Here is an 18,186-nt window from a genome sequence, read left to right as displayed (position 1 = left end):
CATACTGATTTTAGGTCTGTTTTTTAAATTTTAATTGATTATAAGCTTTTTTTAAGGGTTATTGTCTACTTTTAGAGTTATTCCATTTGAGCTACTTTTTAATATTATAAATAAATTAATAAAATGATTAAATAAGTTAAAAATAGTGAAAATGCTAAATTAGATTAAAATAGTGAAAAAATAAATTTAAATCTTGAAATAAATTAAAAATAGTGAAAATAAATAAATAGTCTAAAAATAGTAAAATGATTAAAAATAGCCAAATAAAAAAACATTGAAATGTTTTTTAATAAAAATGATTAGATTATGAAATCTAAATGAATATAATCAATATAATCAGTATTATCAATGAGACGAAGAAGACAATACTTCCCTTTATTAGAACAGATGCCCCATCCCTATCAACCAAGAACACCAATCCATAGGATAAGATTAAAGAAGCGGCCATCTCGATTAGACCGATAATACCACTACTCATTCCGCCTAGAATAGCTAGAATATAGGTTAAGAGATATGATACAATTACAACCAATAGAATTAAGACAATTGGATTACCTAAAATAGGTGCCAAATCTGTACTTTCCTTCTTGCTTTCAACCTGATTAAGTTTAGATGACAAGTTAAGAGACCTTGATTGCCTTCTTTCAACATTCCTGTTTGGTCTTGTACTAGGAGCCCTGGAAGATCTTGCATTGTTATTGTTATTTCTAGGGGAACGTTTTAAAAATGATAATCTGGATTTTTTAGGTTCATTTCTCTTTTTTTCCTCTGTTTTATGTAGATTTCCCTTGGTGGAATTTGCATAAGAACTTGAATACATATCCGGTTGATAGTTGGCTAAGGCAACCTCCTCATAATATGCATCATCATAGACATCACCACCATTATAGTCGGAATAGGCGATGCTTGGATTTGCATCATAATCATCCACATATCCATTGTAGTATTGATCCTCATAATATTGGTCAGAGGTGTCATCAACAACCTGGGTTCCATCATCAGTAGTATCAGGCTCTTTATTCTTCTTGGAATATTTCTTAGCAAGACTAATTAGATTATCCCTATCAACAAGCTTAATGTTTTTACGTGAGGCATAATTTCTAGCCTGGGGAGAAAAAGTAGAACTTGTAACAACAGCTACCTTGGAAGCTTTAAGACTTCTACCTACCATTTCCATTTCTTTAAGAATGTCAATTCCTACTTCCCATTCTTTGTCATAATTTTTACAAGCAACAACTACTCCAAAATCACCCATCTGGGTTGGAAGAACAGCATATATATCCACTACCTTTTGAGAAGTTTTAAAATTCTTATAAACTTTAAAACCTGATTCTTCCATGACTTTAGCAACAAAATTGACTAATTGAGGCTTTTCCACAATTTCACCTAATACCATTTTAAATAAAGCTTAAACTACCATAGTTTCTAAACCCTTTATGGTAATTATTAAAAAACTAAATCCTAATAAAAATATGTTTATATCTTTTTATATATCTTTTGATTTTAAAAAAATTCACTATATATAAAACAATTTTTTTATGGGATATGTAAAAAAAAACAAATAGCCAAGTGAGATTTTAATGAAAATATAAAAGATATTGCAAATAAGCCCCGTTTCAGATTTGAAGTGGATATCCCAATTTAAAGATAAAATTTAGCCAAATATAAAAAAATATTTTTATAAGATTCTATCAATCTAAGTATATGAAGAAAATATTACTATGCAATGATGATGGAGTAAGTTCAAGTGGAATATTAGCAGCAGACAAGGCTGTATCTAGCTTAGGTGAAACAATAATTGTAGGGCCTTCAACACAGCAAAGCGGCATCGGTCATGCAATAACCCTTTTTGAACCACTTAGAATTAAAAAACTGCCACTTAGAAATGGAAAAATAGGATATGCAGTATCAGGAACACCTACAGATGCCGCAATTATGGGTGTATTTCAGTTATGCGATGAGAAACCGGACCTATGTATTTCCGGAATCAATATTGGATATAATCTGGGAAAGTCAGAGCTTACAACCTCCGGAACACTGGGCGCCGCTATGGAAGTGGCATCATATGGAATACCAACCATTGCCGTATCCCAGACAGTGGACGACCAGTCTGCAAAATTTGAAAACGGAAGAATAAACATTGACTTTGATTTTGCAGTTAAAACACTTAATAAAGTTGCAGGATATGTTATGGAAAATGGTATGCCTGATGGCATTGACCTTCTAAACCTCAACATACCAACAAATCCCGTATCAGATGAAATCAATATTACAAGGCTAACCAATAGGATGTTCATACCTGAGGTGGAGACAAGATATGATCCACGTGGAAAGCCCTATTATTGGATTGACAGTACAATAACCGATAATGATAAAGAGGGTAGCGATGGATACTGCATTAAAAAAGAACATAAGGTTTCACTTACACCTTTAAGCCTTGATTTAACATCAGATGTTAGTGAAACCAAAAAATGGGCAGATAAGATAAACAAAGATTAACTTAAACTGTGACTCATAGTAATATTTTTAAATTAGTTATGGTAGTTAAGGTTAATACCTATTTGATACTTAGTATAAAAAAACATAAGAATCCGATATTAAATAAACAATCAAAAATAAGTAGATAATATAACAATTTGACATGAAAATAAACTAGTGGTAAAATAATTTAATAAAATTGATTCAAGTAAAACAAAAAATAGGAAAATACCATCTAAATAGCCAATAAAACAAGATAGCCAAATACACAAATAAAAAATAGAAAAATACCGCCTATAACTAATAAAACAAGATAGCCAAATACACAAATAAAAAATAGAAAAATACCGCCTATAACTAATAAAACAAGATAGCCAAATACACAAATAAAGAATTAAAAAATAAAATAGGTTTATTTTAAATTAAGATCTCTTAAAATAATATCTCTTTCTTTTCTCAATTCTTTCAATTTTTTCTCATCAGGATTTTCTTCTTTTTCTAATATTGCTATTGTATTTGAAATAGCTTGTAAATTACTTTCTGCTAAATTAACAGCCATATTAAACCCTCACTCATTTTATTAAAATTATAAATAAACATAGATAGATTCTAGAATTTTACTAAAATACAATAATAGGTTTAATAATCAATCTATTTAAATCTTATTTATAATACCATAATCAATTTAGAATCTATTTTAAAGTTGATATAGATTAATTATTAAAAAGATTTTTTAATAAAAATTTAAAAAAATCTATAAATAACAGTAATAACAAAAAATATATTAATACTCAATCAAGAGGAATAATATATGAACAATAAGGAATTTCAAGTAAACAAAGAATTTCTACAATTTAAAGGTAAAGACGTGCTTGTAGAACTTAAAAACAATGAAGAATATGAAGGTAATGTAGTAACCATCGATAACTTCTTAAATACCGTCTTAAAATTAGAAGATGGAAACCTAAAAGTTATTAAAGGTGAAAAGATAGTTTTCATCTCAATAAAAGAATAAATTTACAATAATAATATACTAATTTTATAAAAAAATTAGTTAATTATTATAATCTTAACCAAATACTATTTTTAAAATCAACATTAATTCAATGAAATAAAATCTGATTTAAAATACTGATTATACTACTTTTTAAAGATTTTATAAGATTTAAATTATCCAAAACATTAAGATACTATTTCTAAAAACTATATCAGTAATTAAAATAAGTTAAATAATAAAATACTAATTTTTAAAGATTAAAACTAATTGAATCTATAAAAGATAAAATTTAATCTAAAATATTAAAATAATAATTCTAAAAGTTTTTAAACAGATAAATCATTAGCTTATTGAATTTATCTATCTAATCTAAAAATAAAACATAAAGGATTTATAATTTTAATAATCAACATCAATACCTAAGATGTTTTTCTTACCATTATAGATATCACGTGCTATCTGAGCTGCTCCAATGGCTCCGGAATCAACGGAGATTATTTTAATATCATACCTGTTCTTTAGATATTTATTCAATTTCTCCTCAAAATCAAAAGGCTCCTTCATAGAACCTAGGGAACCTGTTAGAACAATTCCGTCTATGTCATTATTAGAAATACCGATTAAACCAAATATTTCCATTGCAATCGTCATGACCATTGAGTCAACTGCAAGTACTGCCTTCTCCTCACCTTCCTCATATTGCTCCAAGAGATCTCTCTTCATATATGCGACCTTGTCATCGATTCCTGCAATCTTTACCGCACCTGCATGTGAGAAGCATTCGTTGGCAGTTCTCTTTCCCTCATCGATATCCCTTATCATCTCAAGATCTATTGGTCCGTGAACAAATCCCATGGCACCTAAGCATGCGTCAATAGCTCCCCTTATCTTACCGTCTTCCACAAGGATATCGACACTGTTAGAGCTTAAATCACAGACAATCATGTTCTTCCAGCCTGTTTCCTTAACTGCATTGTATACGATTGAAACCTTTTCAGGACTTGCCTGGTGGGAATAAGCCGCGTTAAACAGTTTATCAAGGGACGGGGAATTTTTGTGTAGACCTGGAATAAGTAATGCAGGAATATTTGACTTTTCAATCTCGGAATATACAGATGTGCCTCCACCTGTAACCTTACCTGCACCTTCCATAGACAATATTCCCCTATTTTTAACCTTGTCCATAGGGGTTATCTTATTTATTCCATCACCCATTGAATATGTGACAATCATTAATTTAATATCGTCCAAACTACAACGTTTTGAAATCTCCTCTATAGCACTAACCCTTCCTGCCTTAGTATCCTCACGTGACAATTCAAAGACATCTAAAACATTACCATCATCGTCTAGAAGGGCAAATGTTATACCTGTTGTTCCATGATCCATTCCTATAAATACCATAATCTCATCCTAAAAAAATAATAAAACTTATTTTAGTAAGCTGTATAAAAAATAAATCCTTTTAAAAATATTTAAAAAAACTTAAAAATTCTATTATAATTAAATATAATTTTATAATAAATATAAGTATTGAATGAAAATTACTAAAAGTTTAATAATATTTAAAGATAAAGAATATGTGTTAACTTAAATTAGTTAATTTTAAAGGGATTTAAAATGGTAAAAAAAAGTGCGAATATTAAAAATAATGAAGAGAAGAAAGGTCTTAGAGAGAATCTGAAGTCAATGGACTCTAAGACTATTGTAAAAAATGCATCAATTATTATGATAATTGTAATTGCAACTGAGGTTGTTGCTACATATGCAACCAATGGGCCAATAGGTGTTCAGAATATTATGAGAATACTTGCTATGGTTTTATCTTTAATTGTTGCACTAACAGGTTCACAGTTACCGGTCAGTAAACAGAGAATGGGCTTATATATTATGGCAGGTATATTAGCGATTATAAGCTTTGGACCAGTTGCAATAGTTATTGGTATGTTCTACCTATACTCTGGATACAGGGTTAAAGGAGAAATGGAAGAGTTAGAAAATTAATTCTTAAATAAAACTTTTTTTATCATTTTTAAACTAAATTTTTAATACTATTTTTACAACCTTTGATTTTAGATTTTAATCTATAATTTTTAACTTTAAATACTACTAAACTAAATTTAGAATACTATTTTTATAACATTCAAATTTAAATACTGCCATTATAGCTTTTAATTTAAAATATACTATTTTATAAACTTTAATTTTAAATTACTACTCTTATAACGTTTAATTTAAAATATTACTCACTTTTATAAATTCTAATCTAAAACACTGTTTTTATAACTTTTAAGATTAAATTTCAATATTTTAAAATCTATTAATTTACTATGAAAAACGAGTTAAATACTGTTTTATGATGAAAAAAAGTTAGATAATTCGATTATAGACTTGCTTTAATAAAAACAGATATTGGAAGTCTTGGAATCTTATCAAGGATTAGAATAATAATAACAATAATAAATTAATAAAAAATAGATAAAAAGTATTATCAAATAAGATAAAAAAATGATTAAAATGATGAATAAAATCTATTCATCATCTTTTTGTAATCCACAAGCTTTTCTGAGTCTGGTACCAACAACTTCGATTTGTTCGTTGTTTTCAGCTTCTCTCATTTCTTTTAAGTTAGAGAATCCGCTTGCATATTCTTCAGCAAATTCGTTTTTGAAAGTACCATCTTGGATTTGAGTTAAAACTTCTTTCATAGCTTTCTTGGAGTCTTCACCAATAACAGAAGTTCTTCTGGTTAATCCACCATATTCAGCAGTGTTACTTACATCTTTCCACATACCTTCGAAACCTTTCTTGTAGATGATATCTACAATAAGTTTTACTTCGTGGCAAGTTTCAAAGTATGCAATTTCAGGTTGGTATCCAGCTTCTACTAAGGTATCGAAACCGTTTTTAATGAGTTCAGTAAGTCCACCACATAAAACAGCTTGTTCACCGAATAAATCAGTTTCGGTTTCTTCTTTGAAGGTAGTTTCAATTACACCAGCTTTAGTGAATCCAGCAGCTTTTGCCATACCTAAAGCTAATTGTAAAGCGTCTCCACTAGGATCTTGTTCAACAGCAACAAGTCCAGGAATTCCGAAACCTTCTAAGTAAGTTTGTCTTACCATGGAACCAGGTCCTTTAGGTGCAAACATGACGATGTTTACATCTTCAGGTGGTTGAATTAAGTCAAAATGAATATTGAATCCGTGAGAGAATGAAATAGTGTTTCCACTTTCTACATAAGGTTTAATTTGATTTTCGTAAACTGTAGCTTGGATTTCATCAGGAAGTAAGATGTGGATAATATCTGCTTCTTTAGCAGCATCTTCAATGGTCATTACATTCATACCGTCATCTTTAGCTTTTTGCCAAGATTTACCATCTTTTCTAAGTCCTACAATTACATTTAATCCACTGTCTGCCATGTTTCTAGATTGAGCATGACCTTGGCTTCCGTAACCAATTACAGCAATAGTTTTATCTGCAATAACGCTAGTATCTACGTCATCATCATAATACATTTGCATATTAAAAACTCCTTTAATTTTTTTAAAAAAGAATTTCTAGAAAAAAAATTTTTATCTAATAATATTAAGTAATAAATAAACTAACTTTTTGTTACATAATATTAACATTTAAATATATTATTTCATTACTTATAAAGTTATTTAAATTTCATGAAATGAACTATTTTTAAAATATTTAAAAAAAACTATAAAAACAGGAAGTTTATTCAAATAAACATTATTAAAATGAATGTTATTTTATAAAAATTAATATTAATTAAACTAATGTAAATAAAAAACTTTAAATATTAAGGTAAAATCATTTCCACCGGTTAAACAAATTATATATAATATCTAATCAATACTAATACTATAAATTGAATATTTTTTTCAGAAATGATTTTTAAAATATTGAATTTAATCTAACTTTTTTTTAAAATTTCTATCCTGAGGATATGAATTTTTAAGTCAATCAAGTTTTATAGAAAGGCATTCAGGTAATGTTTTTTATTTCTAATATACTTATCTTAACAATATGATTTTAATCGATCATCTTAAGTCTAAATTTTTATATAAAACAATTAGGAGGAGAAAATGGCTAATCAAACTGAAAAGGGTAAAAACAGCAATATTGATATTATAACAGGAGATCCCAAAAAAGCAATAAACAAATTAGCAGTGCCGATGATGGTTTCCATGCTTCTTATTATGGCATATAACCTTGCAGACAGTATATGGGTGGCAGGTCTTGGATCCGATGCACTTGCTGCAATAGGATTCATTACACCACTATTTATGATACTTGTTGGAGTTGGAAATGGGATAGGTTCAGGTGCAAACTCATTAATTGCAAGGGCAATAGGTGGAAAGGATAAGAAATTGGCAGACAATGCTGCCGTACACACTGTTATATTGACAGTGATTCTTTCCATACTTGTTCCGGTAATCCTTTTACCATTCCTAAGAGAGGTACTACTCTTAATGGGTGCAGGAAGTACAACTAATCTAGGACTTCAATACGGTTATATCGTATTCGGATTAATGTTTTTCTTTGTATTCTCAGGTGTTGGAACAGCAATACTTAGATCCGAGGGAGACGTCAACAGGGCAATGTATGTGACAGCTGCAACTACTGCATTGAACATAGTACTTGATCCGATATTCATCTACCCCATGGGCATGGGTATTGCCAGTGCGGCATGGGCCAGTGTAATATCAGCAGGTATTTCATGTGTGATTATGGCCTACTGGATTTGGGTTAAGAAGGACACATATCTAAATGTTGGAAAAAGCGAGTTTAAAGCCAGCAGGCATATATTAAAGGAGATTCTTATTGTTGCAGTTCCTGCAAGTGCCGAACAATTAATTGTATCCTTACTTGTTATGGCAATCAACGGAATGCTTGTAATAGTTGCAACAAGTAATGCGGTGGCTGGATATACCGCCGCAATGAGAATCATACAGATGGCAATGATACCTTTAATAGGTATTGGTACAGCGGTTCTAACTGTTGTTGGTGCAGCATATGGTGGAAGGGACTATAAAAAACTAGATGTTGCATTTAACTATTCCGTAAAACTAGGTTTTCTGTTTAGTGTAATACTATGTATAGTTTTATACATCTTTGCTGGAAACATTGCATTTGTATTCACCTATACAGAGACAAGTGTGGGACTTGCTCCAATGATTACAGATTTAATTAAGATTACATGTTTCTTTTTAATCGGTATGCCATTTGGTATTGCAGCATCCATGACTTTCCAAGGTGTTGGAAAAGGAATAACCTCATTAATATTAACCTTATTTAGGGCTCTACTGTTCGAGTTGGTATTCTCATATGTTGGTGGTTTTATCCTAGGTTTAGGTGCCAATGGAATCTATTATGGTCTTGTAATAGGTGCAACCATTGGAGGATTTGTTGCATTTACCTGGGCTAAATTATTCATTAGACGTTTAAAAAGAAGTTCAACAGATCTATATGTAAAAGGATAAAGGATAATTTTCTTTTATCCATTTATTAATTATGATATTTAACAGCTTATTTTACTCTTAAAATCAATTATAGATTCTCGGTTTATAAAATAAATTAAACTAATTCTTACTAATTAAATTTAATTAACTAAAAACAACTTAAATAATATAAATTATTATAGTTTATAAGTTATAACTTATAACTTATAATAGAAAAACTAAAAAATAAAACCATTCTTGATAAAACCATCCTAAATCAATAAAAAAAGAAAAAATCAACAAAATAACCAAGATTTCATATTGATAAATGCCAGCTATATAAAAACAATGATTTTAACCAAGAAAAATGAAAAAATTTATAAAAAAACAGATTATAACTTATAACATTTAATTTATAACTTATAACTTATAATAAAAGGATTAAAAAAATTAAAAACTGTCTTTAATAAAATTACCTTAAATCAATAAATACTAAAAGATCAATGAAATAACCAAGATTCATAATTAATAAAAGCCATTTATATAAAAACAGAGACTTTAATCAAAAATATAAAAAAAATTTTATAAAAAAACAGATTATAACTTATAACTTATAATAAAAAATTGTTAAAGTAACTGGATATTAGAGGAAATAGATAAATAAATAAGTTAAAAATTGACTTTAAATAAAAGAATAGCTAAAAATAACCAATTACAATAATAAATGAAATAAAACTGATTTTAAATAAAGAAATAACTAAAAATAATCAATTACTATACTAAATAAAAAAATAGATCTTAAAATAAAAAAATAGATTTTATAATAAAATAAAAAAGAAAGAATTGAAATTAAGTCTGAGATCCTCTGGATAATGCTGTAGGACCTGTACGAGCTATCTTTCTAATTCCATAGTTTTTAAGTAATTTTATTAAAGCTTCAATCTTGTTTGGATGACCAGTTACCTCAATAGTAACATTATGATCTGAAACATCGATTATGTTTCCTCTGAAAATATCGGTATATTGCATAACCTCTGTTCTAGCCTTTGCATCCTTAGTTTTAACCTTGATTAAACAAAGTTCTCTTTTTACAGAAGATTGAGGTGCTAATTCCTTAACTTTAATAACATCTATTAATTTATTCAATTGTTTTTTAACCTGTTCTAAACCTTTCTCATCAGCGTTTACAACAATAACCATTCTAGCCAAATTCTCAACCTCAGAGGAACCTACAGTAATACTTTCAATATTAAATCCCCTTCTTGTAAAAAGGCTAGTTACTTTCTGTAAAACACCAGGTTTATGTTCAACCAAAATACTAATTGTATGACTCATAATAAAACCTCTCAACTAGTTATCCTCAAAATCTTTTGCAAGTTCATACTCACCAAGAATATCCTCAACAGCAGAACCAGGTGGAACCATAGGCAAGAACTCATTAGGTTTGATATCAATATTTAATAGAATTGCCTCATTATCCTTAATAGCTTTTGATACAGCTTTTTTAGTTTCACCAGGTTTGGTGATATTTTCACCGTTAATTCCATAACTTTCAGCTAATTTAACAAAGTCAGGAATAGTACCTAAATCTGTTTCAGATAAACGACCATCATATAATAAGCTTTGCCATTGATATACCATACCTAATTTACGGTTATCAAGTAATGCAATGATTACAGGAAGGTCATAATCATGTACAGTAGCAAGTTCCTGTGAAACCATCATGAATCCTCCGTCTCCAACAACTGCAAGAACAGGATCATCCTCACAGGCAACCTTTGCACCAATAGCTGCAGGGAAACCATATCCCATAGTTCCTAAACCACCAGATGATATGAATTTACGAGGTTTTTTTACATTAAAGTAATGAGCTGCAAACATTTGATGAAGACCTACATCAGTTGTAACAATGGAATCTTCAGTTAATGCTTCAGATATTTCCCTTATAACTCTCTGTGGCATTAAAGGAACATCATCATAATTATCCCTAGGTTTTAGTAATTCCTTTTTGGATTCTAGTTCTGTAAGCCAGCTAACAGCATCAACATTCGGTTTATAGGAATTTAATTCCTTATTGAACATCTCTAAAACATTCTTAGCATCACCTACAATAGGGATATCTACATCGATGTTCTTACCTATCTCTGCAGGATCTACATCTATGTGTATAACCTTTGCATTTGGAATGAATTCATCAATCTTACCTGTGGTTCTATCAGAGAATCTGCAACCGATTGCGATTAATAAATCTGATTTGTTAATGTTTTTATTTGCAACTAATCTACCATGCATTCCAAGCATTCCAAGGGCATAATCCTCATCCTCTGGAACTGCACCTTTACCCATTAGGGTAGTGACAACAGGAGCATCGATGATTTTTGCAAATTTCTCTAATTCCTTATTTGCTCCAGCTGCAATAACTCCTCCACCAGCTAAAATCATAGGTTTTTGACTGTTTTTAATCATTTTACAAGCCTTTTTAACCTGTTTTATATTACCTTTAAGTGTAGGATTATATCCTGGGGTCTCAATTAAAGTTGTTTCATATTTGTTTAATTCCCTAACCTGCATTTCCTTTGGAAAATCAATTAAAACAGGACCCTGACGACCTGTACTTGCAATGTCAAAACTAGATTTTACAATAGATGGAATTGTATCAGGGTCATGAATCTGATAGTTATGTTTTGTAATAGGCATTGAAATTCCCATAATATCAGCTTCCTGGAAAGCGTCATTACCTATTGCACTTAGATTTACCTGGCCTGTAATGGCAACGATTGGAGTTGAATCCATGTAAGCATCAGCAATTCCTGTAATAAGGTTAGTTGCACCTGGACCGGAAGTTGCTAAACATACACCAACCTTACCAGAAGCCCTTGCATAACCTTCAGCTGCATGAGCCGCACATTGTTCATGACGAACTAATATGTGTCTAATGTCATCATCATAAATTGAGTCATAAAGAGGAATAACTGTTCCTCCCGGATATCCGAATATAGTGTCTACTCCCTGTTCCTTAAGGGCTTTTAAAATAGCCTCTCCACCATTCATTAAATCACCTTTTAATTGTATAAAATGAATATCTACCAACTGTTAAATTAAAGTCTTTAAAAAATCCCATACATAATGGTAGACTTAACTTTAAATTATAAATGTAAATATCAATGATTGAAAAAGAATATTTTTTCAATATTATTATATAAAATTTAAAATATAATAATAATATATTTAATGATTAATATAAACTTTAATATATATAAAATATTTTTAGTTTAGATTAGAAAACAATATTTTAAAGTTAGACTGATTAAGGAATAATCTTAAAAAAAGGAGAAAATAATATGAAAGTTTTAGTTGTTGGTGCAGGTGCAAGAGAACATGCCATTTGTGATGCTTTAAAGGATGATGTAGAATTATATACCTATATTAGTAAGAAAAACCCTGGAATCTCAAGAATGTCCACATACACCATTGGTGATGAGGGAGAGGTTGATAAGGTAGCGGAATATGCTAAAGAGAACAATATTGAACTTGCAGTAATCGGACCGGAATCACCTCTTGGAGAAGGTATTGTCGACAAACTTGAAGAGGTTGGAGTTAAATGTGTAGGACCTTGTAAAAGTGCAGCAAGAATTGAAACTGATAAATCATTTATGAGAAATCTTTTTGAGAAATACGATATTCCAGGATCATTAACCTACAAGGTATTTGACAACACCAAGGATTTAAATGAATTTCTAGACTCATATGACAAGGAAGTTGTTGTAAAACCTGTAGGACTAACAGGTGGTAAAGGAGTTAAAATTGTAGGTGACCACCTAAAGGACAACAATGAAGCTAAGGAATATGCGTCAGAAGTTATCGATAATGTAATGGGCGGATTTGCACAGGTAATTATTGAAGAAAGAGTGATTGGAGAGGAATATACAATTCAGGCTTTCTGTGACGGACAACACCTAGCTCCAATGCCAGCAGCACAGGACCATCCACATGCATTTGAGGGAGACCAAGGTGCGATTACAGGAGGTATGGGTTCATATTCCGATAAGGGAGGATTACTACCATTTTTATCACAGGAAGATTATGACGCTTCTGTAAAAATCATGCAGGAGGTTGTTGATGCAATAGCCAAGGAGGCTAAACCTTACAAGGGAATATTGTATGGTCAGTTCATGTTATCCTCAGACGGACCACGCTTGATTGAGTTTAATGCAAGGTTCGGGGATCCTGAAGCAATGAATGTACTTCCTCTCATGAAAACCAAAATGGTTGATGTATGTAAGGCAATTGCAGATGGAAACCTGGATAAAGTCGAGTTCAATAATCTTGCAAGTGTCTGTAAATATATTGTACCTGAGGGATATCCAGATACAGAGTATGCCGGCGAAAAGATAGAGGTTGACGAGAAGGAAATTGAGGATTTAGGTGCAAAAGTCTTCTATGCATCAGTAAGTGAAGATGACGATGGAGTAAAACTTACAGGTTCAAGGGCTCTCGGTATTGTGGCTCAAGGTGAATCCATTAGCGAAGCTGAAAAGATTGCAGAAAAAGCATGTGAATTTGTAAAGGGTCCTGTCTATCATAGAAGTGATGTTGGAACAGAGGAACTTGTACAGAAACGTGTAAACCACATGAATGAAATTAAAGGTTTATAAGATAAGATTAATAAGATTAAGATTAATTAATCTAAAATCTTATTCTTTTAATCCTAAAAATTGGTCCAATACAGATTAGTCAATTAAATAATAAATAAAGTACTTTTTTTCTATTTTTAATCTTTAATATTTTTAAGATTAATCATATTACAATTTCATAGTCCACTTTTCTATTATCCCTTATTCTAGAATCCATGTCCACCAAATCAAAAACCAGCGGATTTTTTATTAGAACAGACCATGTCTCATAGGTCACCTTTATAAAGTCATCATTCAGCTTTATATGGTCATGTATGATTGGACATTTATAGGGAAATTCACTTTCATCAAAGATTAGATGGAGTTCACCTTTCTTGTTTAAATGAGGTATTAATGGAAATGTCCTACATTGAATCGGTCTAATGCTACGATCGCATTTTGGCGGATTGGTGCATCTTACAAGATATATTCGACCCTTCCATGAGTGGGGATATCTAATCTCAGATGAATCAACGTAATACAACTCGAAACTATCACTATCCTCATACATCAATTCCTCACCAGGCAATAGATATAATGCCAAATCCTCATTGTGATAATCCTCTGCATCATAAACGCAACATACCTCCCCACATAATTTTCCACAGTCAAAATCAACAGGGGATACCTGATCCAAACGTTTATAAATCTTCTTAATATTTTCCTTCATTTCATCTGCACTAGTTTCCATATAAATTCAACCTATTATTCTATTTGTTTTCATGATATTTGAAAATTAATCTAAAAATCATATCCAATAATCTAATAATTTCCATACAAATTTGAAAATAATACTAAAACCTATTAAATCAAATAACAATTCTATTAAATAAGTATTACTGTAAAAAAAATTGAAAATCTTTTAGATAAATTGAAAATACTAATTAATAACAATTTAGAATATATTATAATATCATATCTAGATATATGTAAATACATTAAATTTTCAATATTTTAGAAAGTATTTATAAATAGAAAAAACAAATATATAATTTTAATTTTATTAATTTATTGGAGAAATTAAATGAATAGTCTTTTATCAATTACTGATTTGGAAGATAATATAGAAAATATCATTAATTTAGCTAGTTATTTTAAAGATGGTAAATTTGATGATGAAGAGCCATTAAAAGACAAAAAATTAGCTATGATCTTTCAGAAATCATCAACACGTACAAGAGTATCCTTTGAAGTGGGAATGTATGAATTAGGTGGAACTGCACTATTTTTATCCACAAATGATATTCAACTTGGTAGAGGAGAACCTATTAAAGATACCGCCAAGGTTTTAAGTAGATATGTTGATGGAATAATGATAAGGGCTACTAATCATGCAGATGTTGTTGAATTGGCAGAGGAAGCAGACATTCCTGTCATCAATGGATTGACTGATGTTGAACATCCATGCCAAGCATTTGCAGATATATTAACCATTAAAGAACACAAGGGAGATTTAAATAGAAAATTGACCTTTGTCGGTGATGGAAATAATGTATCAAACTCACTTTTACTAATTTGTGCTTATTTAGGAATGGACTTTGCAATAGCTTGCCCTAAAGGATATGAACCAGATAAGAAGATTACAGAAAAAGGTTTAGAAATAGCTAAAAAAACTGGTTCTACAATAACCATTACACCTGATTTAGAACTTGCCTTAAAAGATGCTGATGCTGTATACACTGATGTCTGGGTAAGTATGGGTGAAGAGGAAGAGGCAGAAAAAAGAAATAATGACTTTGCAAAATATCAGGTAAATGAGGAAACCATGAAATTAGCAAAAGACGATGCCATATTTATGCATTGTTTACCTGCAATAAGAGGTAAAGAGGTAACAAGTGAAGTTATTGATGGTCCTCAATCTGTTATATATGATCAGGCTGAAAACAGATTACATGCTCAGAAAGCTATAATGTATCATTATTTAAAGGATTAAATTAACTCATATGAGTTAATTATTACTATTTTTTATATTCCTAGCTTATTTTTTCTATATTTAATTTTTATGCTTTATTTTAGAAATCTAATAATTCTGATTAATTTTAATCCTAAACTATTAGATATAATTCAGGATAATATTGATTTTTTATAAAAAATAGCTTATAAGTTATAAGTTATAATCAGAAATTTATTATTTACTTATAAACTACTATTATAAGTTATAAATTATAAGTTATATGTTATAAGTTATAATCTATTACAGACATATATCAAAAAACTTTTCTTAATTTGTATGTTATAAATTTAGAAAATGCTTAATAACTTAATAGATATAGACAATAATGTATCTTAAAAAACTTATGGGGGCGAAATATGGAGAATAAAGATATAATATTAATTGCAGTGATTGTGATTGTTTGTATTGCCATCCTTTCCCTTGCAGCTTATTTTGTTTTATCTAGTAATGACAATAACCAGGATATAGTAAATAACACAGTCAATCTTACAAATAACAGTACCGATAACACTACAAATCTAACAGATGATGATGAAAGCAGCAACAGCCAATCAAGTTCAGATTCATCAGTTAGTGATAGCGGTTCACACAGACTTAAGGAGAATGATACTGGAAGGGACGGTTGGAATCCTAAAGAACATGAAACATATAGTGAAGACATAGGTAATGGGTATCATAAAGTCCATTATGATGACGGATATTATAGAACTGCAGACTCCGATGGTAATGTAGTGTCTTATGGTTTCGCTTAAAGACTGCAACCTAATCTTAATCTTATTTTTTTATTTTTAAATTAATATAATCTCTTTTATATCGAAATCTAATTAAATCTAAAATAAATCTATTTAAGATAAATTAAGCCTATTTATACTAAAATCTAATTAAATCAGATATAAATCTCTAAGAGAACTTAAATTTATTTATATTAAAATCTAATTATATTATTAAATGAAATATAAACCTTCTTTTAAAGAATTAAAAGATTAAAATATGTCTGAATTTAAATCAATTATTTAAAGATTAATTTCAAACTTTAGAAAATTTTTGAAAATAGCCAAGCTTTATATACTAGAAAAAAGTATATAAATAATACTTGCATATGCAAGTGTTGAATATTAAACTATTGACAATAAAAGAATTAATTTTTATAATCACTATTTAATTATTATAAAGGAAGATAAAATGGCAGAAGATATGGATACTGAAACAGTTAGAATGATTCGGGGAGATCCAAAAAAGGCATTGCTAAAGTTATCATGGCCTATGATTATTAGTATGCTACTTATGAGTGCTAACAACATTATTGATAGTGTGTGGGTAGCAGGTCTTGGATCAGATCCCCTTGCAGCACTGGGATTTGTAACACCTCTTTTCTTAATATTAGTAGGTATAGGAAACGGAATAGGTGCAGGGGCAAACTCCCTAATATCAAGGAAAATAGGAGAGAAACAACATTATGAAGCAAATAATGCAGGATGTCACTCATTAATAATTGGATTTATAACCACAATACTCCTTACAGTCGTGTTACTTGTATTCTTAAAGCCTATCTTAATTGCAATGGGTGGAAAGGATGTATTAAGTTATGGTATGAGTTATGGAACTATCATAATAATCGGTACATTTACATTAACCTTACCGGCATTGTTCGGAAGCATATTAAGATCCGAGGGAGATGTGAAAAGGGCAACCATACCACTTGCGGTTACAGCAATATTAAACATGATTCTAGATCCGATATTCATCTATGTGCTTGGACTTGGTGTAGCTGGAGCAGCTATAGCGACTGTTTTAAGTGGACTTGTAGGTTTAATTATACTTGTCTATTGGGTGATGATTAAGAAGGATACCTACATATCAATTGAGAGAAAATATTTCAGACAAGATACAAGTATGTATAAGGACATTCTTCTTGTAGGTATACCGGCTAGTATTGAACAGCTAATCATGTCAATTACCGCAATCATCCTAAATGCAATCCTTGCGATGGTTGGAGGAACCGTATCAGTAGCTGTATATACTGCAGGCTGGAGGCTTGTACAAATTGGAATAATGCCTGCAATAGGTATTGGAACCTCTGCAATTACAGTAGCAGGAGTTGCATATGGTGAAAGGGATTACAACAAATTAAAAACAACACTTAATTACAGTGTGAAAATCGGATTTATAACCGCTTTAATTGTTGCGGTAATATTCTTTATATTCTCAGATCAATTAGCATATATGTTTTCATATTCCTCATCAAGTGCAGAACTATCACCACTCATATCACAATTCTTAAAGATTATGTGTCTATACATCCTGCCTGTATGTTTTGGTATATCAGCAAGTTCAGTGTTACAGGCACTTGGAAAGGGAACCCAATCCCTCATACTAACAGCCAACAGATCATTAATATTAGATGTGATATTTGCTGCAATAGCAGCATTCATGCTTTATGCAGGAGCTACTGGTGTATACTGGGGTATTGTTATAGGAGATATTCTAGGTTCAATATTTGCATATATCTACTGTAGATATTATATTAAAAGACTATACAAACTTGGAATATTCAAACAGAAACCAAATGATTCCAAATAGAATAAACAGGATAAACAGTTAGAATAAAAAATCTATCAATTAAGGTGA

General features: G+C 30.2%; 15 protein-coding genes. 8 read left to right on the top strand and 7 right to left on the bottom strand.

The window, feature by feature from the left end:
* Positions 1-313: 313 nt before the first annotated feature.
* The gene (locus tag ABM4_RS00335; RefSeq protein ID WP_048200947.1) at positions 314-1,378 is read right to left on the bottom strand and encodes a restriction endonuclease; all 1,065 of its coding nucleotides are present in this window, start codon (positions 1,376-1,378) and stop codon (positions 314-316) included.
* Positions 1,379-1,704: 326 nt separating this feature from the next.
* Here ABM4_RS00335 and surE point away from each other — a divergent pair, with 326 nt between their 5' ends.
* Positions 1,705-2,499 (top strand): 5'/3'-nucleotidase SurE, encoded by a 795-nt coding sequence (gene surE, locus ABM4_RS00330; protein WP_016357694.1) that lies wholly within the window; start codon positions 1,705-1,707, stop codon positions 2,497-2,499.
* 391 nt (positions 2,500-2,890) lie between these two features.
* On the opposite strand, the gene ABM4_RS09030 is transcribed toward surE, so the two are convergent.
* Positions 2,891-3,037: a hypothetical protein gene (locus ABM4_RS09030; RefSeq protein WP_016357693.1), complete on the bottom strand. Its 147-nt coding sequence runs from the start codon at positions 3,035-3,037 to the stop codon at positions 2,891-2,893.
* A gap of 252 nt (positions 3,038-3,289) precedes the next feature.
* Between ABM4_RS09030 and ABM4_RS00325 the strand changes: the two genes are divergently transcribed.
* Positions 3,290-3,493: an LSM domain-containing protein gene (locus tag ABM4_RS00325; protein WP_016357692.1), complete on the top strand. Its 204-nt coding sequence runs from the start codon at positions 3,290-3,292 to the stop codon at positions 3,491-3,493.
* Positions 3,494-3,874: 381 nt separating this feature from the next.
* Here ABM4_RS00325 and ABM4_RS00320 read toward each other — a convergent pair whose 3' ends face one another.
* Positions 3,875-4,879: a methanogenesis marker 12 protein gene (locus ABM4_RS00320; RefSeq protein ID WP_016357691.1), complete on the bottom strand. Its 1,005-nt coding sequence runs from the start codon at positions 4,877-4,879 to the stop codon at positions 3,875-3,877.
* A gap of 216 nt (positions 4,880-5,095) precedes the next feature.
* On the opposite strand from ABM4_RS00320, the gene ABM4_RS00315 reads away from it, so the two are divergent.
* The gene (locus ABM4_RS00315; protein WP_016357690.1) at positions 5,096-5,479 is read left to right on the top strand and encodes a hypothetical protein; all 384 of its coding nucleotides are present in this window, start codon (positions 5,096-5,098) and stop codon (positions 5,477-5,479) included.
* Between the two features lie 527 nt (positions 5,480-6,006).
* Here the strand turns inward: ABM4_RS00315 and ilvC are convergent.
* Positions 6,007-7,002, bottom strand: coding sequence for a ketol-acid reductoisomerase (gene ilvC / locus ABM4_RS00310; protein ID WP_016357689.1), 996 nt, complete (start codon positions 7,000-7,002; stop codon positions 6,007-6,009).
* A 573-nt stretch (positions 7,003-7,575) separates the two neighbouring features.
* Here ilvC and ABM4_RS00305 point away from each other — a divergent pair.
* Positions 7,576-8,973 carry an MATE family efflux transporter gene (locus tag ABM4_RS00305; RefSeq protein WP_016357688.1) on the top strand — a complete coding sequence of 466 codons (1,398 nt, stop codon included), beginning with the start codon at positions 7,576-7,578 and terminating at the stop codon, positions 8,971-8,973.
* 807 nt (positions 8,974-9,780) lie between these two features.
* On the opposite strand, the gene ilvN is transcribed toward ABM4_RS00305, so the two are convergent.
* Together ilvN and ABM4_RS00295 are read right to left on the bottom strand one after the other, a co-directional pair.
* A complete protein-coding gene (ilvN, locus tag ABM4_RS00300; protein WP_016357687.1) occupies positions 9,781-10,266 on the bottom strand; it encodes an acetolactate synthase small subunit in 486 nt (161 codons plus the stop codon).
* Between the two features lie 15 nt (positions 10,267-10,281).
* The gene (locus ABM4_RS00295; RefSeq protein ID WP_016357686.1) at positions 10,282-11,982 is read right to left on the bottom strand and encodes an acetolactate synthase large subunit; all 1,701 of its coding nucleotides are present in this window, start codon (positions 11,980-11,982) and stop codon (positions 10,282-10,284) included.
* A gap of 290 nt (positions 11,983-12,272) precedes the next feature.
* Between ABM4_RS00295 and purD the strand changes: the two genes are divergently transcribed.
* Positions 12,273-13,586, top strand: coding sequence for a phosphoribosylamine--glycine ligase (gene purD / locus ABM4_RS00290; RefSeq protein WP_016357685.1), 1,314 nt, complete (start codon positions 12,273-12,275; stop codon positions 13,584-13,586).
* A 142-nt stretch (positions 13,587-13,728) separates the two neighbouring features.
* On the opposite strand, the gene ABM4_RS00285 is transcribed toward purD, so the two are convergent.
* Positions 13,729-14,295: a hypothetical protein gene (locus ABM4_RS00285; RefSeq protein ID WP_016357684.1), complete on the bottom strand. Its 567-nt coding sequence runs from the start codon at positions 14,293-14,295 to the stop codon at positions 13,729-13,731.
* Between the two features lie 333 nt (positions 14,296-14,628).
* On the opposite strand from ABM4_RS00285, the gene argF reads away from it, so the two are divergent.
* The 3 genes from argF (at position 14,629) to ABM4_RS00270 (ending at position 18,138) form a co-directional block, all read left to right on the top strand.
* Positions 14,629-15,537, top strand: coding sequence for an ornithine carbamoyltransferase (argF, locus tag ABM4_RS00280; RefSeq protein WP_016357683.1), 909 nt, complete (start codon positions 14,629-14,631; stop codon positions 15,535-15,537).
* Positions 15,538-15,914: 377 nt separating this feature from the next.
* Positions 15,915-16,310: a hypothetical protein gene (locus tag ABM4_RS00275; protein ID WP_016357682.1), complete on the top strand. Its 396-nt coding sequence runs from the start codon at positions 15,915-15,917 to the stop codon at positions 16,308-16,310.
* A gap of 430 nt (positions 16,311-16,740) precedes the next feature.
* Entirely contained in the window at positions 16,741-18,138 is a 1,398-nt protein-coding gene (locus ABM4_RS00270; protein WP_016357681.1) for an MATE family efflux transporter, read from the top strand.
* Positions 18,139-18,186: the final 48 nt, after the last annotated feature.

Source organism: Methanobrevibacter sp. AbM4, from assembly GCF_000404165.1.
Lineage (GTDB): Archaea > Methanobacteriota > Methanobacteria > Methanobacteriales > Methanobacteriaceae > Methanarmilla > Methanarmilla boviskoreani.
Note: the sequence above shows the minus strand (reverse complement) of the source record. Positions and strands in the feature narration are given on the sequence as shown.